The organism is Actinomadura sp. RB99 (assembly GCF_014706005.1).
Lineage (GTDB): Bacteria > Actinomycetota > Actinomycetes > Streptosporangiales > Streptosporangiaceae > Spirillospora.
Genome location: NZ_JABMCA010000012.1, coordinates 97788 through 111877 on the forward strand (window position 1 = coordinate 97788; position 14090 = coordinate 111877).

General features: G+C 73.0%; 17 protein-coding genes. 14 read left to right on the top strand and 3 right to left on the bottom strand.

The features are described 5' to 3' along the window. The first annotated feature begins 29 nt into the window (after positions 1–29). The 9 genes from amrb99_RS14030 to amrb99_RS14070 all read left to right on the top strand — a co-directional run bounded on the left by amrb99_RS14030 (position 30) and on the right by amrb99_RS14070 (position 7489). Positions 30–827 (top strand): metalloregulator ArsR/SmtB family transcription factor, encoded by a 798-nt coding sequence (locus tag amrb99_RS14030; RefSeq protein WP_347256677.1) that lies wholly within the window; start codon positions 30–32, stop codon positions 825–827. Next, positions 824–2233 carry a Fe-S cluster assembly protein SufB gene (gene sufB, locus amrb99_RS14035; protein ID WP_190856379.1) on the top strand — a complete coding sequence of 470 codons (1410 nt, stop codon included), beginning with the start codon at positions 824–826 and terminating at the stop codon, positions 2231–2233. Before amrb99_RS14030 ends, sufB begins: the two co-directional genes overlap by 4 nt. Then, on the top strand, positions 2233–3375 hold the full coding sequence (gene sufD / locus amrb99_RS14040) for a Fe-S cluster assembly protein SufD (protein ID WP_190856380.1): 1143 nt from the start codon (positions 2233–2235) through the stop codon (positions 3373–3375). The genes sufB and sufD overlap by 1 nt, the downstream gene beginning before the upstream one ends. Next, positions 3372–3689, top strand: coding sequence for a non-heme iron oxygenase ferredoxin subunit (locus tag amrb99_RS14045; protein ID WP_190856381.1), 318 nt, complete (start codon positions 3372–3374; stop codon positions 3687–3689). Before sufD ends, amrb99_RS14045 begins: the two co-directional genes overlap by 4 nt. Positions 3690–3704: 15 nt before the next feature. Further along, positions 3705–4472 carry a Fe-S cluster assembly ATPase SufC gene (gene sufC, locus amrb99_RS14050; RefSeq protein ID WP_190856382.1) on the top strand — a complete coding sequence of 256 codons (768 nt, stop codon included), beginning with the start codon at positions 3705–3707 and terminating at the stop codon, positions 4470–4472. Further along, positions 4469–5752, top strand: a complete 1284-nt coding sequence (locus amrb99_RS14055) for a cysteine desulfurase (protein ID WP_190856383.1) — start codon at positions 4469–4471, stop codon at positions 5750–5752. Before sufC ends, amrb99_RS14055 begins: the two co-directional genes overlap by 4 nt. 62 nt (positions 5753–5814) lie before the next feature. Beyond that, a complete protein-coding gene (gene sufU / locus amrb99_RS14060; protein ID WP_190856384.1) occupies positions 5815–6273 on the top strand; it encodes a Fe-S cluster assembly sulfur transfer protein SufU in 459 nt (152 codons plus the stop codon). Further along, entirely contained in the window at positions 6270–6623 is a 354-nt protein-coding gene (locus amrb99_RS14065; RefSeq protein WP_190856385.1) for a metal-sulfur cluster assembly factor, read from the top strand. Before sufU ends, amrb99_RS14065 begins: the two co-directional genes overlap by 4 nt. Positions 6624–6703: 80 nt before the next feature. Next, positions 6704–7489 carry a methyltransferase domain-containing protein gene (locus amrb99_RS14070; RefSeq protein ID WP_190856386.1) on the top strand — a complete coding sequence of 262 codons (786 nt, stop codon included), beginning with the start codon at positions 6704–6706 and terminating at the stop codon, positions 7487–7489. Here amrb99_RS14070 and amrb99_RS14075 read toward each other — a convergent pair. Next, positions 7455–8030, bottom strand: coding sequence for a hypothetical protein (locus amrb99_RS14075; protein WP_190856387.1), 576 nt, complete (start codon positions 8028–8030; stop codon positions 7455–7457). The two genes, amrb99_RS14070 and amrb99_RS14075, sit on opposite strands and share 35 nt — an antisense overlap. Positions 8031–8198: 168 nt before the next feature. Between amrb99_RS14075 and amrb99_RS14080 the strand changes: the two genes are divergently transcribed. Together amrb99_RS14080 and amrb99_RS14085 are read left to right on the top strand one after the other, a co-directional pair. Next, positions 8199–9395, top strand: a complete 1197-nt coding sequence (locus tag amrb99_RS14080; protein ID WP_190856388.1) for a histidine kinase — start codon at positions 8199–8201, stop codon at positions 9393–9395. A gap of 47 nt (positions 9396–9442) precedes the next feature. Further along, on the top strand, positions 9443–10153 hold the full coding sequence (locus amrb99_RS14085) for a response regulator (RefSeq protein WP_190856389.1): 711 nt from the start codon (positions 9443–9445) through the stop codon (positions 10151–10153). A 38-nt stretch (positions 10154–10191) separates the two neighbouring features. On the opposite strand, the gene amrb99_RS14090 is transcribed toward amrb99_RS14085, so the two are convergent. After that, positions 10192–11322 (bottom strand): EAL domain-containing protein, encoded by a 1131-nt coding sequence (locus tag amrb99_RS14090; RefSeq protein ID WP_347256668.1) that lies wholly within the window; start codon positions 11320–11322, stop codon positions 10192–10194. Positions 11323–11426: 104 nt separating this feature from the next. Then, complete coding sequence (locus amrb99_RS14095; RefSeq protein WP_190856390.1) at positions 11427–11822, bottom strand: ABC transporter permease; 396 nt, start codon at positions 11820–11822, stop codon at positions 11427–11429. 152 nt (positions 11823–11974) lie between these two features. Here amrb99_RS14095 and amrb99_RS14100 point away from each other — a divergent pair, with 152 nt between their 5' ends. The 3 genes from amrb99_RS14100 to amrb99_RS14110 are packed head-to-tail and all read left to right on the top strand — an operon-like array spanning position 11975 to position 14086. Then, positions 11975–12613, top strand: coding sequence for an AIM24 family protein (locus amrb99_RS14100; protein WP_347256669.1), 639 nt, complete (start codon positions 11975–11977; stop codon positions 12611–12613). Positions 12614–12668: 55 nt separating this feature from the next. Continuing rightward, positions 12669–13322 carry an AIM24 family protein gene (locus amrb99_RS14105; protein ID WP_190856391.1) on the top strand — a complete coding sequence of 218 codons (654 nt, stop codon included), beginning with the start codon at positions 12669–12671 and terminating at the stop codon, positions 13320–13322. Between the two features lie 2 nt (positions 13323–13324). After that, positions 13325–14086 carry an AIM24 family protein gene (locus amrb99_RS14110; protein WP_190856392.1) on the top strand — a complete coding sequence of 254 codons (762 nt, stop codon included), beginning with the start codon at positions 13325–13327 and terminating at the stop codon, positions 14084–14086. The last annotated feature ends 4 nt before the right edge of the window (positions 14087–14090 follow it).

A 14090-nucleotide genomic window follows, 5' to 3' on the forward strand; every position in this document is an offset into this window, starting at 1 on the left:
AGGATCAGACGACCCCGGAGAGCGCACCCGTGCGCCCTTCCGGCGTGCCGTCGGCCGCCTCCCACACCGAGCGCGACACCCGCGCCCGGGTGGCCCGGCTGATCCTTGAGCACGGGCCGGTCACGGCGTCCACGCTCGGCGAGCGCATGGGGCTCACCCCCGCCGCGGTCCGCCGGCACCTGGACGCGCTGCTGGCCGAGGGCATGATCGAGATCCGCAAGGCACGGACGCCGCAGACCCGCCGCGGCCGCGGCCGTCCCGCCAAGTGGTTCGCGATCACCGACGCCGGGCGCAGCGCGTTCGTGCACGCCTACGACGACCTGGCGAGCAGCGCCCTGCGGTTCCTGGCCGAGACGGCCGGGGACCACGCGGTCGCCGAGTTCGCCCGCCGGCAGATCGCCGACCTGGAGCGGCGCTACCGGCCCGTCGTGCAGGACGCGCCGCCGCAGCAGCGGGTCCGCACGCTCGCCGAGGCGCTCTCCGGCGACGGCTACGCGGCCGCCGCCGGCAAGGCGCCCCAGCCGGGCGGCGGCGAGCAGCTGTGCCAGCACCACTGCCCGGTCGCGCACGTCGCGGCCGAGTTCCCGCAGCTGTGCGAGGCGGAGACCGAGGCGTTCAGCCGGCTGCTGGGCACCCCCGTCCAGCGGTTGGCCACCATCGCCCACGGCGACGGGATCTGCACCACCCACGTCAGCCCCCGCTCCCTGTGCGGGACGGGGCAGGCGGAGGATCCCGGAGCGAGCGTCACCCCTGGCGGGGACGCGGGGGAGAGGTCCCCCGAAAAGACACACACCAGTGACGAGGAGTCCGGGAGGACGTCCCTATGACTACAGCCCACCCCGAGCTGGAGGGGCTCGACAGGTACAAGTTCGGCTGGGCCGACTCCGACGAGGCCGGCGCCTCCGCGCGGCGCGGCCTGAACGAGGACGTCGTCCGCGACATCTCGGCCAAGAAGGGCGAGCCGGACTGGATGCTCGACCTGCGCCTCAAGGGACTCCGGCTCTTCGACAAGAAGCCGATGCCCACCTGGGGCTCGGACCTGTCGGCGATCGACTTCGAGAACATCAAGTACTTCGTCCGCTCGACCGAGAAGCAGGCGGCGTCCTGGGAAGAGCTCCCCGAGGACATCAAGAACACCTACGACAAGCTCGGCATCCCCGAGGCGGAGAAGCAGCGCCTCATCGCCGGCGTCGCCGCCCAGTACGAGTCGGAGGTCGTCTACCACAAGATCCGCGAGGACCTTGAGGAGAAGGGCGTCATCTTCGTCGACACCGACACCGGCCTGCGCGAGCACCCGGAGATCTTCCAGGAGTACTTCGGCTCCGTGATCCCGGTCGGCGACAACAAGTTCGCCGCGCTCAACACCGCCGTGTGGTCGGGCGGCTCGTTCATCTACGTGCCGCCGGGCGTCCACGTCGAGATCCCGCTCCAGGCCTACTTCCGGATCAACACCGAGAACATGGGCCAGTTCGAGCGGACGCTGATCATCGCCGACGAGGGCTCCTACGTCCACTACGTCGAGGGCTGCACCGCGCCGATCTACAAGTCGGACTCGCTGCACTCCGCCGTCGTCGAGATCGTCGTGAAGAAGGACGCCCGCGTCCGCTACACGACCATCCAGAACTGGTCGAACAACGTCTACAACCTGGTGACCAAGCGCGCCGTCGCCTACGAGGGCGCCACCATGGAGTGGGTCGACGGCAACATCGGCTCCAAGGTCACCATGAAGTACCCGGCGGTCTACCTGCTCGGCGAGCACGCCAAGGGCGAGACCCTGTCGATCGCGTTCGCCGGCGAGGACCAGCACCAGGACGCCGGCGCCAAGATGGTGCACGCCGCGCCGAACACCTCCAGCAGCATCATCTCCAAGTCGGTGGCGCGCGGCGGCGGCCGCACCTCCTACCGCGGGCTGGTGCAGATCCAGGAGGGCGCCGAGCACAGCAAGTCCACGGTCAAGTGCGACGCGCTGCTGGTCGACCAGATCAGCCGGTCCGACACCTACCCGTACGTCGACGTCCGCGAGGACGACGTGGAGATGGGCCACGAGGCCACCGTCTCCAAGGTGTCCGAGGACCAGCTGTTCTACCTCATGAGCCGCGGCATGACCGAGGACGAGGCGATGGCGATGATCGTGCGCGGGTTCGTCGAGCCCATCGCGCGCGAGCTGCCGATGGAGTACGCGCTCGAGCTGAACCGGCTCATCGAGCTGCAGATGGAAGGGGCCGTCGGCTGATGGGGCTGGAGACCGGCAAGCCGCTCTCGACCCTGCACGAGAAGGCTTCGTACGAGGTGGGCGACTTCGACGTGCCCACCGGCCGCGAGGAGGAGTGGCGGTTCACCCCGCTGCGCCGGCTGCGCGGCCTGCACAACGGCACGGCCGAGCCCAACGGCAAGGTCATCGCCGAGGTCGAGGCGGCGCCCGAGGTGACCGTCGAGACCGTCGGCCGCGACGACGCCCGGCTCGGCAGGGCGTACGTGCCCGCCGACCGGGTCAGCGCGCAGGCGTGGACGTCGTTCACGCACGCCACCGTCGTCACCGTGCCGAAGGAGGTCGTCGCCTCGGCGCCGACCGTGATCCGGCTGCGCGGCGAGGACGCGTCGGCCGCCGCCTACGGGCACACCACCGTGGTCCTGGAGCCGTTCGCCGAGGCGACCGTGGTGCTCGCGCACCGCGGCTCGGCGACCTACGCCGACAACGTCGAGTTCGTCGTCGGCGACGGCGCCCGCCTCTCGGTGATCAGCCTGCAGGACTGGGCGGACGACAGCGTGCACGTCTCGCACCAGCACGCGCGGCTGGGCCGCGACGCCCGGTTCGTGTCGCACAACGTCTCGCTCGGCGGCGACCTCGTGCGGATCTCCCCGTCCGTCGCCTACGACGGGCCCGGCGGCGACGCCGAGCTGTACGGGGTGTACTTCGTCGACGGCGGCCAGCACCTGGAGCACCGGCTGCTGGTCGACCACGCCGTGCCGAACTGCCGCAGCCGCGTCGACTACCGCGGCGCGCTGCAGGACCAGGACGCGCACGCCGTCTGGATCGGCGACGTGATCATCCGCGCGGAGGCGGAGGGCACCGACACCTACGAGCTGAACCGCAACCTCGTCCTGACCGACGGGACGCGGGTCGACTCGGTGCCGAACCTGGAGATCCTCACCGGCGAGGTCGCCGGCGCCGGGCACGCCTCGGCGTCCGGGCGGCTCGACGACGAGCACCTGTTCTACCTGCAGGCGCGCGGCATCACCTTCGACGAGGCGCGCCGCATGGTGGTGCGGGGGTTCCTCGGCCAGCTGGTCGAGCGGATCGAGGTGCCCGAGGTGCGCGAGAAGGTCGCCGAGGCCATCGAGGCCGAGCTGGACGTGCGGGCGGAGGGCAGATGAGCTTCGTCAAGGTGTGCGCGCTGGAGGAGATCCCCGAGGACGGAGCCCTCGGCGTCGAGATCGGCGACACGCCGGTCGCGCTGGCGCGCACCGGCGGCGAGGTCTACGCCGTCAACGACATCTGCTCGCACGCCGAGGTGTCGCTGTCCGAGGGCGAGATCTACAACGGCACCATCGAGTGCTGGCTGCACGGGTCCTGCTTCGACCTGAGCACCGGCAAGCCCACCAACCCGCCGGCCACCCAGCCGGTCGCCACCTACAAGGTCAAGGTCGAGGACGGCGACGTCTACGTCTCGCTCGGCTCCGACGATTGAGGAACGACAACCACCATGGCCACGCTTGAGATCCGCGACCTCCACGTCTCCGTCGCCGACGGGTCCGACGGGACGAAGGAGATCCTGCGCGGGGTCGACCTGACCGTCAAGGCCGGCGAGACCCACGCGCTCATGGGGCCGAACGGCTCCGGCAAGTCCACGCTCGCCTACGCCGTCGCCGGCCACCCGAAGTACGAGGTGACGTCCGGCACGGTCACGCTGGACGGCGAGGACGTGCTCGGCATGTCCGTCGACGAGCGCGCCCGCGCCGGGCTGTTCCTGGCGATGCAGTACCCGGTCGAGGTCCCCGGGGTGTCGGTGTCGAACTTCCTGCGCTCGGCGGTCACCGCGGTGCGCGGCGAGGCGCCGAAGCTGCGCGAGTTCTCCAAGGAGATGAAGCAGGCGATGGACGAGCTGTCCATCGACCCGGCGTTCGCGCAGCGCAGCCTGAACGAGGGCTTCTCCGGCGGCGAGAAGAAGCGGCACGAGATCCTCCAGCTGGAGATGCTCAAGCCGAAGGTCGCCGTGCTGGACGAGACCGACTCCGGCCTGGACGTCGACGCGCTGAAGGTCGTCTCCGAGGGCGTCAACCGGTTCTCCGCGAGCGGCGAGACCGGCGTCCTGCTGATCACGCACTACACCCGCATCCTGCGGTACGTGAAGCCGGACTTCGTGCACGTGTTCGCGGCCGGCCGCGTCGTCGCCGAGGGCGGCCCGGAGCTGGCCGACCAGCTCGAGAACGAGGGGTACGAGAAGTACGTGAAGGCGGAGGCGACCCTATGACGCTTCTGTCCGAGGGGACGCTGCTCCCCGAGGAGCTCAAGAAGGACTTCCCGCTGCTGCAGCGCACCGTCCGCGGCGGGCGCCCGCTGGTGTACCTCGACTCCGGCGCGACGTCGCAGAAGCCGACGCGGGTGCTGGACGCCGAGCGCGAGTTCTACGAGCGGCACAACGCGGCGCCGCACCGCGGGGCGCACCTGCTCGCCGAGGAGGCCACCGAGGCGTACGAGAACGCCCGCGCGTCGATCGCCCGGTTCATCGGCGCGACGCCCGGCGAGATCGTGTTCACCAAGAACGCCACCGAGGGCATCAACCTGGTGGCGTACGCGATGAGCAACGCCGCCACGGCGGGCCCCGAGGCCGAGCGGTTCAAGGTCGGCCCCGGCGACGAGATCGTGGTGTCGGAGATGGAGCACCACGCCAACCTCGTCCCGTGGCAGCAGCTCTGCCAGCGGACGGGCGCGACCCTGCGGTGGTTCGGCATCACCGACGACGGCCGCCTCGACCTGGAGAACCTGGACGAGCTGGTCAACGAGCGCACGAAGATCGTCGCGCTCACGCACCAGTCGAACGTCCTCGGAACGGTCCCGCCGATCAAGCTGATCGCCGAGCGGGCGCACGCCGTCGGCGCGCTCGTCCTGCTGGACGGCGCGCAGTCGGTCCCGCACCAGCCGGTGGACGTCGCCGAGCTGGGCGCCGACTTCCTGGCGTTCTCCGGGCACAAGATGCTCGGCCCGACCGGCATCGGCGTGCTGTGGGGGCGTTCGGAGCTGCTGGAGGCCATGCCGCCATTCATCACCGGCGGCTCCATGATCGAGGTCGTGCACATGGAGGCGACCACCTTCATGCCGCCGCCGCAGCGGTTCGAGGCCGGCGTGCCGATGACCGCGCAGGCGATCGGGCTCGGCGCGGCCTGCGACTACCTCGCCGAGATCGGCATGGACCGCGTCCACGCCCACGAGGAGGCGCTGGTCGCCTACTCGCTGAAGCGGCTCGGCGAGATCCCCGGCGTCCGGATCATCGGGCCGGGCACGACCGAGGCGCGCGGCGGGGCCGTGTCGTTCACCGTCGAGGACATCCACCCGCACGACGTCGGCCAGGTGCTGGACGACCTGGGCGTCGAGGTGCGCGTCGGGCACCACTGCGCGTGGCCGATCTGCCGCCGGTTCGGCATCCCGGCCACGACCCGCGCGACGTTCTACCTCTACAACACCCTGTCGGACATCGACGCGCTCGCCGACGGGGTCAGGCAGGCGCAGAAGTTCTTCGGGACCGTCTCCTGACGGCCGCAGGAACAGCCCGCGCCGGGGCCGGGTTGTAGCGAGAAAGGCTTGGAAAGGACGCCATGCAGCTGGAGGCGATGTACCAGGAGGTCATCCTGGACCACTACCGCAACCCCCTGCACAAGGGGCTGCGGGAGCCGTACGAGGGCGAGGCGCACCACGTCAACCCGACCTGCGGGGACGAGGTGACGCTCCGCGTCCATCTGGACGGCGACGGCCAGGACGCCACGGTGGCGGACGTCTCCTACGACGCCATGGGCTGCTCGATCAGCCAGGCCAGCGCGTCGGTGATGTCCGACCTGATCATCGGCAAGTCCGTGAAGGAGGCGATGGCGGTCGGCGAGGAGTTCCTGGCGCTGATGCAGTCGCGCGGCCGGGACGTCGAGCCGGACGAGGACGTCCTCGAGGACGCCGTCGCCTTCGCCGGGGTGTCGAAGTACCCCGCCAGGATCAAGTGCGCCCTGCTCGCCTGGATGGCGTGGAAGGACGCGACCGCCCGCGCACTCGGAGAGGCATCATGAGCGACACCGCACCGGAGGAGACCCCCGCGACCGCCGCGGCCGGCACCGTCCCCGACGAGGAGATCCTCGAGGCGCTGAAGGACGTCGTCGACCCCGAACTCGGCATCAACGTGGTCGATCTCGGCCTGGTGTACGGGGTGAACCTCGCCGACGAGGTCGTCACCCTGGACATGACCCTGACCAGCGCCGCCTGCCCGCTCACGGACGTGATCGAGGACCAGGCGCACAGCGCGCTGGAGGGCCTGGTCAAGGACGTCAAGATCAACTGGGTCTGGCTGCCGCCGTGGGGCCCGGACAAGATCACCGACGAGGGCCGCGACCAGCTCCGCGCCCTCGGCTTCAACGTCTGACACCGAGCCGCCGCGAGGCCGCGCCTCCCCGCCGGGGGCGCGGCCTCGCGCATGCCCGGGCGCGTCTAGGGTGAGGCGATGTGAAGGATGCCTTTCCCGACAGCGATCCCGCACTGGTGGCGCGCAGGGCCTCGTCGTTCGGCGGGAGCGCGGCGGCGTACGCGCGGGAGCGTCCGGACTATCCCGACGCGGCGGTGCGGTGGGCCCTTGAGCCCGTGGCGGGCCGCAGGCCACTCCGGGTGCTCGACCTGGCGGCCGGCACGGGCAAGCTGACACAGGTGCTGCTCCGCAACGGCGTCGACGCCGCGGACCTGGTGGCCGTGGAGCCCGACGCGGCGATGCTGGACGAGCTGCGCCGCGAGGTGCCCGGCGTGCGGGCGCTGCGAGGCGGCGCGGAGGCGATCCCGCTGCCGGACGCCGCGGTCGACGCCGTCCTGGTGGGGCAGGCGATGCACTGGTTCGACCTGGACCGGGCGCTGCCGGAGATCCACCGGGTGCTGTCCCCGGGCGGGGTGCTCGCGGGACTGTGGAACACCGACGACGACCGGGTCTCGTGGGTCGCGGAGCTGAAGCGGGTCTCCCGCAGCAGCGTGTCGTACCGGCGGTGGCAGCCGAAGGACCTGCCCGGGACCCGGTGGTTCCCGCTGTTCGAGCGGGCGGAGTTCCCGCATGCGCAGCGCCGCACGGCCGAGTCGATGGCGGCTACGATCGGGACGCATTCGCACATGCTCGTGCTCGACGAGGCCGAGCGGGCGGAGGTGACCGAGCGGATCGTCGAGTTCCTGAGGATGACGCCGGAGACCGCCGAGGGCGAGTTCGACCTGCCGATCGTCACCTTGGCCGCGCGCGCTCTGCGGGCGGGCTAGCGGCCCCGTCCTTCGGCTTGGACGGCCACAGCGTGTGGGTGATCGGCCACAGCGACCAGATCGCGAGGACGAGCCCGAGACGGGCCGTCCAGGCGGTCAGGGCGGCGGTCCGGTCGGGGGCGCCGACCAGCGCGATCATCGCCAGCAGCAGCGCGCAGCCGATCCCCGTCGCGACGGCGGCCTTGCCGAACTCCACCCACTCGTGGCGGGCGCGCGCCCGGCCGTACCGGGGCTTGCGCCGGGGCGGCGGCCCGCCGGCGAAGCGGTGCGCGAACCGCTCGTCGGCCCACCGGACCATGCCGTGCCCGAACGCGACCGAGTAGCCGAGGTAGGCCGCCGCCAGGCCGTGGGCGAAGCCCGCGGTCGCGCCCCCGCGCAGGTCGGCGACCGTGGCCGCGAGGAGGACGAGGTCGACCAGCGGGACGCCCAGCAGGAGCGCCGCGCCGGTCCTGCGCATCCGCAGCGGGTAGCGGGCGACCAGACCGGCCGCGAGGACGACCCAGAAGCCGATCTCGCAGGCGGCGATGATCCCGACGAGCATGGCGCGTTCCCCTCCACTTCCCCGTCCATTGCCTGTGTCTCGATGGTCGGGTACGGCGGAGGGGCGAGGCGTCGTCGCCGATGAGGTTCTCAGGGTCCTCCGAAGGATGTACGAGGTGCCCTCAGCGAGATGGACGCGACGGTCCCGGCGGGATGCTGAGATGGATCCGTGCTCTCCAGGCTCCGCCGCCTCACCACGCCCCAGGACGCGCTCATCGCCGCCGGGGCGCTGGCGGCCGGGCTGGTGCTGCTGGCGGCGCACGGGTACAGCACCTGGACCGACCACTGGCCGCCCGCCGGGCTCCGGCTGCTGCCGCTCGCCGGGCTGTGCGGGGCGATGCTGCTGCGGCGCACGGCCCCCCTCACCGCGCTGGCGATCTCCACCCCGTTCAACTTCCTCGACGTGGCGTTCGGCCCGTCCATCGCCACCGCGATGATCTACGGGGACGCGCTGTACGCGGCGAGCCTGTACGGGCGGCCGCGGCGGACGGCGGAAGGGCTGCTCGGCGCGACCGTCGGCGGGACCGTCGCGGTCCTGGCGGTGACCGGCGCGCTGGCGCGCGACCTCGCGCTCGGCGTGGTGGCCGGGGCGCTCGCGGCGGCGGTGTGGGTGACGCCGGTGCTGACCGCGATGCTCGTCCGGGAGCACCGGTCCCGGGCGGAGGCGGAGCGGCAACGCGCCCGGCAGGTCGCGCGGCTCGCCGAGATGGACCGGCGCGCCGCCGTCGGCGCAGAGCGCGCCCGGATGGCGCGCGAGCTGCACGACGTGATCGCCAACCATCTGAGCGCCGTCGCGCTGCACTCCTCGGCCGTGCTGAAGGTCCGCGACCTGGACCGGGAGGGCCTGGACCGGGCGATGACGGTGATCCGGGAGAACAGCGTGCAGGGGCTGGCGGAGATGCGCCGGATGATCGGGCTGCTGCGCGAGGGCGGCGCCGGCGGCGCCGACCCGGCGGAGGCGCCGCGGCTGGCCGACCTCGGCCGGCTCGTCGAGCGGACGGCCCGCCCGGACCTGTCGGCGCGGCTGCGCCCGGCCGGCGAGCTCCCCGAACTGCCCGCGCCGGTCGAGCTGGCCGCGTACCGGATCGTCCAGGAGTCCCTGACCAACGCGCTCAAGCACGCCGGGCCGGGCGACGCCGAGGTGTCGGTCGGGTACGCGCGGGGGCGGGTGGTGATCGACGTGCTGAGCCCCCTCGGTGACGGCGCGGGGCTGCCGGGGTCGGGCAGCGGCCTGATCGGGATGCGGGAGCGGGCGGCGATCCTCGGCGGGGAGTTCTCCGCCGGGCCGGACGGCGGGCGCTGGCTGGTGCACGCGGAACTGCCGGTGGACGCGGAGCCCGCGCGCGGCCGTGAAGGCGTCCGGTGATCGGGGTGGCGCGATGAGCGGGGTGGCGCGGTGATCGAGGTGGCGCGGTGATCGAGGTGCTGGTGGCCGACGACCAGGCGGCCGTGCGGGCCGGGCTGGTGCTGATCCTCGGCGCGGCGCCGGACGTGCGGGTGGTCGGCGAGGCCGCCGACGGGGAGCGGGCCGTCGAGCTGGCCCGGGAGCTGCGCCCCGACGTGGTGCTGATGGACGTGCGGATGCCGCGGCTGGACGGGATCAGCGCCACCCGGCAGATCGCCGGGTTCGCGGACGTGCTGGTGCTGACCACGTTCGACCTCGACGAGTACGTGTTCGGGGCGCTGCGGGCGGGCGCGGCGGGGTTCCTGCTGAAGGACGTGGACGCCGACCGGCTGGTGGAGGCGGTGCGGACGGTGGCGGCCGGGGACGGGATCATCGCGCCGCAGGTGACGCGGCGGCTGATCGGCGCGTTCGCGGCCCGGCCGGAGCCGCCCGTGCCGGGCCCGGCGGCGGTGGCGGAGCTGACGCCGCGGGAGCGCGAGGTGCTGGCCTGCCTCGGGGAGGGGCTGTCGAACGGGGAGATCGCGCGGCGGCTGTCGATGGCGGAGACGACCACCAAGACGCACGTCAGCCGCATCCTCGGGAAGCTCGGGCTGCGCAGCCGGGTCCAGGCCGCCATCCTCGCGCAGGAGCTGGCCGCGTCCGGCCTCACGGACCCGTCTGGGGCCACCGCGGCGCCGGACGCGCCCGGATCCGGCAGCGGGGATCTCAGCGCGGGCTGACCCCCGCCGGGAACCGCTCCGGACCGGAACGCCGCCGGTCAGGGCGACAGGCCGCGGATCAGGTCGGCGACGCGGACGATCCCCAGGCAGCGGCCCAGCTCGTCGACCACGACCAGGTCGTCGTAGACGCGCTCGTCCTCCTGGCCCGCCGCGCGCAGCGCCGCCACGGCCGGGACGGTGCGCGGGACCGGGCGGGGCGGGTCGGCCAGCCGGGCGGCGGGCCGGTGGGCGTGCAGCGCGTGGCCGTAGGCGCCCGACAGCCGGAGCAGGAAGCGCGTCCGGTCCACGGTGGCGCGGGGCCGCTGCCGCTCGTCGACCAGGACGATGCTGGTGATGCCCGTCTCGGCGTTCAGGGCGTCCAGCACCTCGTCGGCGGTCGCGGTGTGCGGCATCGTGACGCCGGGGAGCGTGAACTCCGAGACGCGGGGGCCGAGGTCGGGGCGCTCGCGGGGGTCCGGGGCGCCGCGCGCCGCGACGGGGACCGTGACCGGCATGCCGGGCCGCCACTCCGGCGGCGCCAGCGCCGGCCCCTGGACCAGCCGCACCCCGAGTTCGCGCAGGTGCAGCACCTGGTCGCCGGTCTCCAGGCCGGGCGCGAGCACGTGGGTCTCCAGCCGGTGCGCCAGCTCGACGAGGCTCGCCACCAGCGCGGAGCGGCGCGGCTCGGCGGGCGCCCGGCGGGCCAGCACGGGATCGAGCTTGAGCAGGTAGGACGCGCCGTCGACGAGCAGGTCGAGCGGGGCGTGCGCGGCGCCGACGCCGCCGAGCCCGACGAGGTACCCGGCCCGGCGCAGCCCGGACAGCGCCGCGGTGACGGGGGCGCGCTGCGCCGGCGGGAAGCCCCCGGTGACGCAGATGATGATCTCCTGCGGGCGGCGCCCGGCCCCGGCGAACCCCTGGTGCAGCTCCGCGAGCACCGGGTCGCCGAAGGCGAGGGTCTCGGCGCGCAGGCCGATCTGCAGCGGCAGGGGCGTGCGGAGGTCCGCCGCGGCGCGGGCCGCCTCGGCGGCGCGCCGCAGGTCCTCGGACACGGGATCGACCCGCGGCGGCAGCCCGGTCGCGGCGGGCGGCCCCGCGTGCGCCTCCACGGCGACGACGGTCCCGGTGCCGAGATCGACGACCGGATGGAACACCGCCCTCGCCGGGACCAGGACATCTACGGCTGACACAGCGGCATCATGTCGTCCGGAAGCGCCCGGAACCACCGTTGTCAGGAGAAGTTAACGCATAATTCGCGCAGGTCGCGGTGTGGATCTTGACCCGGGGCGGGCCGTCACAGCCCGCGGCCGCCGACCATCGCCGACAGCGCGTAGGTGACCCCCGCGACGGCCGCGAGCCAGACGTAGGCGGTGATGTCGCCGCCGCGCAGCGCCTGCACGACGAGCCCGCCGATCACGGCGACCGTCAGCACGTCGCCGGTCATCGCGGCGGCGCGCAGATGGGTGCGGGCGCGGTGGCCGGAGCCGAAGCCCTCGCTGAGCGGCAGCGCGGGCTCGTTGCGCCGGAAGGCCAGGTAGCCGGCGTACCCGGCGAGGGCGGCGAGCGCGATGAGGGCGGTGCCGTCGCGTCCGTCGGCGGCGAGCACGGCGCCGACCACCACCCCGGCACCGAGGACGAGCCCGGGTACGGCCCACCGGCTGAGGCTGCGGCGTTCGGGAGCGATCCACATGAGCGACATCCTCTCCGATCGGCGGGCGCACGGGACCGGCAACGCGCCGGTTCCGCCGCGATGAGGGCCGCCGGCGGCTCGCCCGCCCCCGCCGGGGGGACCGCGCCGAATGCCCGGACCGCGCGGGGTTCCGGCCGGTATCTTGTCGCCTCGTGGCGCACTTTCGACTGAACGGCTCGAAGATGCTGGCCGTCGATCTCGCCGGGGAGACGATCCGGGCGCTGAACGGCGCCATGGTCGCCTACGAGGGGCGGATGGCGTTCAAACGGGAGGGGATGACCGGGGGAGAGGGCCTGCGCGGCGCGCTCAAGCGCAAGATCGCCGGCGAGGGCATGACGCTCATGGAGGTCACCGGCGAGGGCACCGTGTACCTGGCGAGCGAGGCGGCGGAGGTGACGCTCGTCCAGCTGACCGGCGACACCCTGTTCGTGGAGTCGGAGAGCCTCCTGGCGCTGGAGGGCGGGCTGCGCACGGGCGTCCAGTTCGTCGGCCTGCGCGGGATGGGGACCGGGCAGGGCCTCGCCACGACCAAGGTGGAGGGGCACGGCACGGTCGCGATCGTGTCCGACGGGCCGGCGATCGCGCTGGAGGTGACGCCCGAGACGCCGCTGTCGGTCGACCCGCACGCCTACGTCGGGCACCACGGGCAGCTGCGCCAGGACGTCGTCACCGACGTCAACTGGCGGACCGTCATCGGCCACGGGTCGGGCGAGAGCGTCCAGTTCCGGTACCAGGGGCACGGTCTGGTCTACGTCCAGCCCGCCGAGCGCGGCGGGATCCTGGAGATCTGATGACGACGAAGGCGTGCGGGCGGCGCGGGCGGCCGGCCCGCTGCGGAAGGTACTGATGCCGGGATACCAGAAGATCACCTCCAAGATGCTCCAGGTGCCGGTCGGCCCCGGGCGGGAGGTCTACAGCAGGCGCGGCGCGATGCTCGCCTACACCGGGTCGGTGGCGTTCGCCCCGTCCACCACGGCGGGGCAGAGCATCGGCGGCGCCATCGGACGCGCCGTCGCGGGCGAGCGCAGCGCGATGATGCACGTCACCGGGCAGGGCGAGGTCATGTTCGGGCACGCCGGGCTGCACGTGTCCGTCGTCGACCTCGGCGGCGGCGACACCCTGTACGTCGAGGCCGACCGGCTCCTCGTACACGACGCGTCCCTGCAGGTCGGGACCATGTTCATGGGTGAGCAGGGCGGCGTGCGCGGCATCGTGCGGGGCGCCGTCAGCGGGCAGGGCCTGTTCACCACCACGCTGACCGGCCAGGGCTCGTGCGCGCTGCTCTCGCACGGCGGCGTCATGGAGCTGCCGATCGCCCCGCAGCGCCCCGTCCACGTCGACCCGCAGGCGTACGTGGCCCACCGGGGCCAGGTGCAGAACCGGCTCACCACGGCGGTGGGGCTGCGCGACCTCATCGGACGCGGCTCCGGCGAGGGCTTCCAGCTCGAGCTGAGCGGCTCCGGCGTCGTCTACGTCCAGGCCAGCGAGAGGAAGATCTGACCGTGAGCAGCTTCGGCACGCGGACCTGGAACGCGGCCACCCTCCCGGTGAACGACAACGTCAACCCCTACGCCTTCAGCGTCGACCTCGACGGCCGGTGGTTCGCGCAGAAGGGCAAGATGATCGCCTACTACGGGCAGATCAGGTTCGAGGCGCTCTCGTCCGGGCCGCTGGACGCGCTGGTCGCGCACACCTTCAACTCGCCGCTGTACGCCCAGGACTGGATCGTCGCGCAGGGGCGGGGCAAGCTCGTCCTCGCCGACCGCGGCTTCGACGTGAACTCCTTCGACCTCGACGACGGCAACCTCACCGTCCGGGCCGGGAACCTGCTGGCGTTCGAGCCCGGCCTGGAGCTCAAGCAGTCGATCATCCCGGGGTTCCTGACCCTGATCGGGACGGGCCGGTTCGTGGCCGCCTCCAACGGGCCGGTGCACTTCGTCGAGCCGCCGGTCCGGGTGGACCCGCAGGCCCTGCTGGGCTGGGCGGACTGCCCGTCGCCCTGCCACCACTACGACCACTCCTACATGCGCGGCGCGTTCGGCGCGGCCCGGATGGTCTTCGGGATCGGCGGGTCGTCGGGGGAGGAGCACCAGTTCGACTTCACCGGCCAGGGCACCGTGCTGATGCAGTCCTCGGAGGTCGTGATGAACGAGGACGTGCTGCTGCGCGACCTCGAAGGCCAGATCGGCATGGTCGGCACGTCGGGGCTGCAGCGGCTCCAGCAGACGATCAGCCGGCGCCTGTCCGCCGAACGGCAGGGCTGACGCC

Bases quoted from the DNA above. Each gene is read 5' to 3' on its own strand.
- sufB (WP_190856379.1), top strand. From the start codon at position 824: ATGACTACAGCCCACCCCGAGCTGGAGGGGCTCGACAGGTACAAGTTC.
- sufD (WP_190856380.1), top strand. From the start codon at position 2,233: ATGGGGCTGGAGACCGGCAAGCCGCTCTCGACCCTGCACGAGAAGGCT.
- amrb99_RS14045 (WP_190856381.1), top strand. From the start codon at position 3,372: ATGAGCTTCGTCAAGGTGTGCGCGCTGGAGGAGATCCCCGAGGACGGA.
- sufC (WP_190856382.1), top strand. From the start codon at position 3,705: ATGGCCACGCTTGAGATCCGCGACCTCCACGTCTCCGTCGCCGACGGG.
- amrb99_RS14055 (WP_190856383.1), top strand. From the start codon at position 4,469: ATGACGCTTCTGTCCGAGGGGACGCTGCTCCCCGAGGAGCTCAAGAAG.
- sufU (WP_190856384.1), top strand. From the start codon at position 5,815: ATGCAGCTGGAGGCGATGTACCAGGAGGTCATCCTGGACCACTACCGC.
- amrb99_RS14065 (WP_190856385.1), top strand. From the start codon at position 6,270: ATGAGCGACACCGCACCGGAGGAGACCCCCGCGACCGCCGCGGCCGGC.
- amrb99_RS14075 (WP_190856387.1), bottom strand. From the start codon at position 8,030: ATGCTCGTCGGGATCATCGCCGCCTGCGAGATCGGCTTCTGGGTCGTC.
- amrb99_RS14095 (WP_190856390.1), bottom strand. From the start codon at position 11,822: ATGTGGATCGCTCCCGAACGCCGCAGCCTCAGCCGGTGGGCCGTACCC.
- amrb99_RS14105 (WP_190856391.1), top strand. From the start codon at position 12,669: ATGCCGGGATACCAGAAGATCACCTCCAAGATGCTCCAGGTGCCGGTC.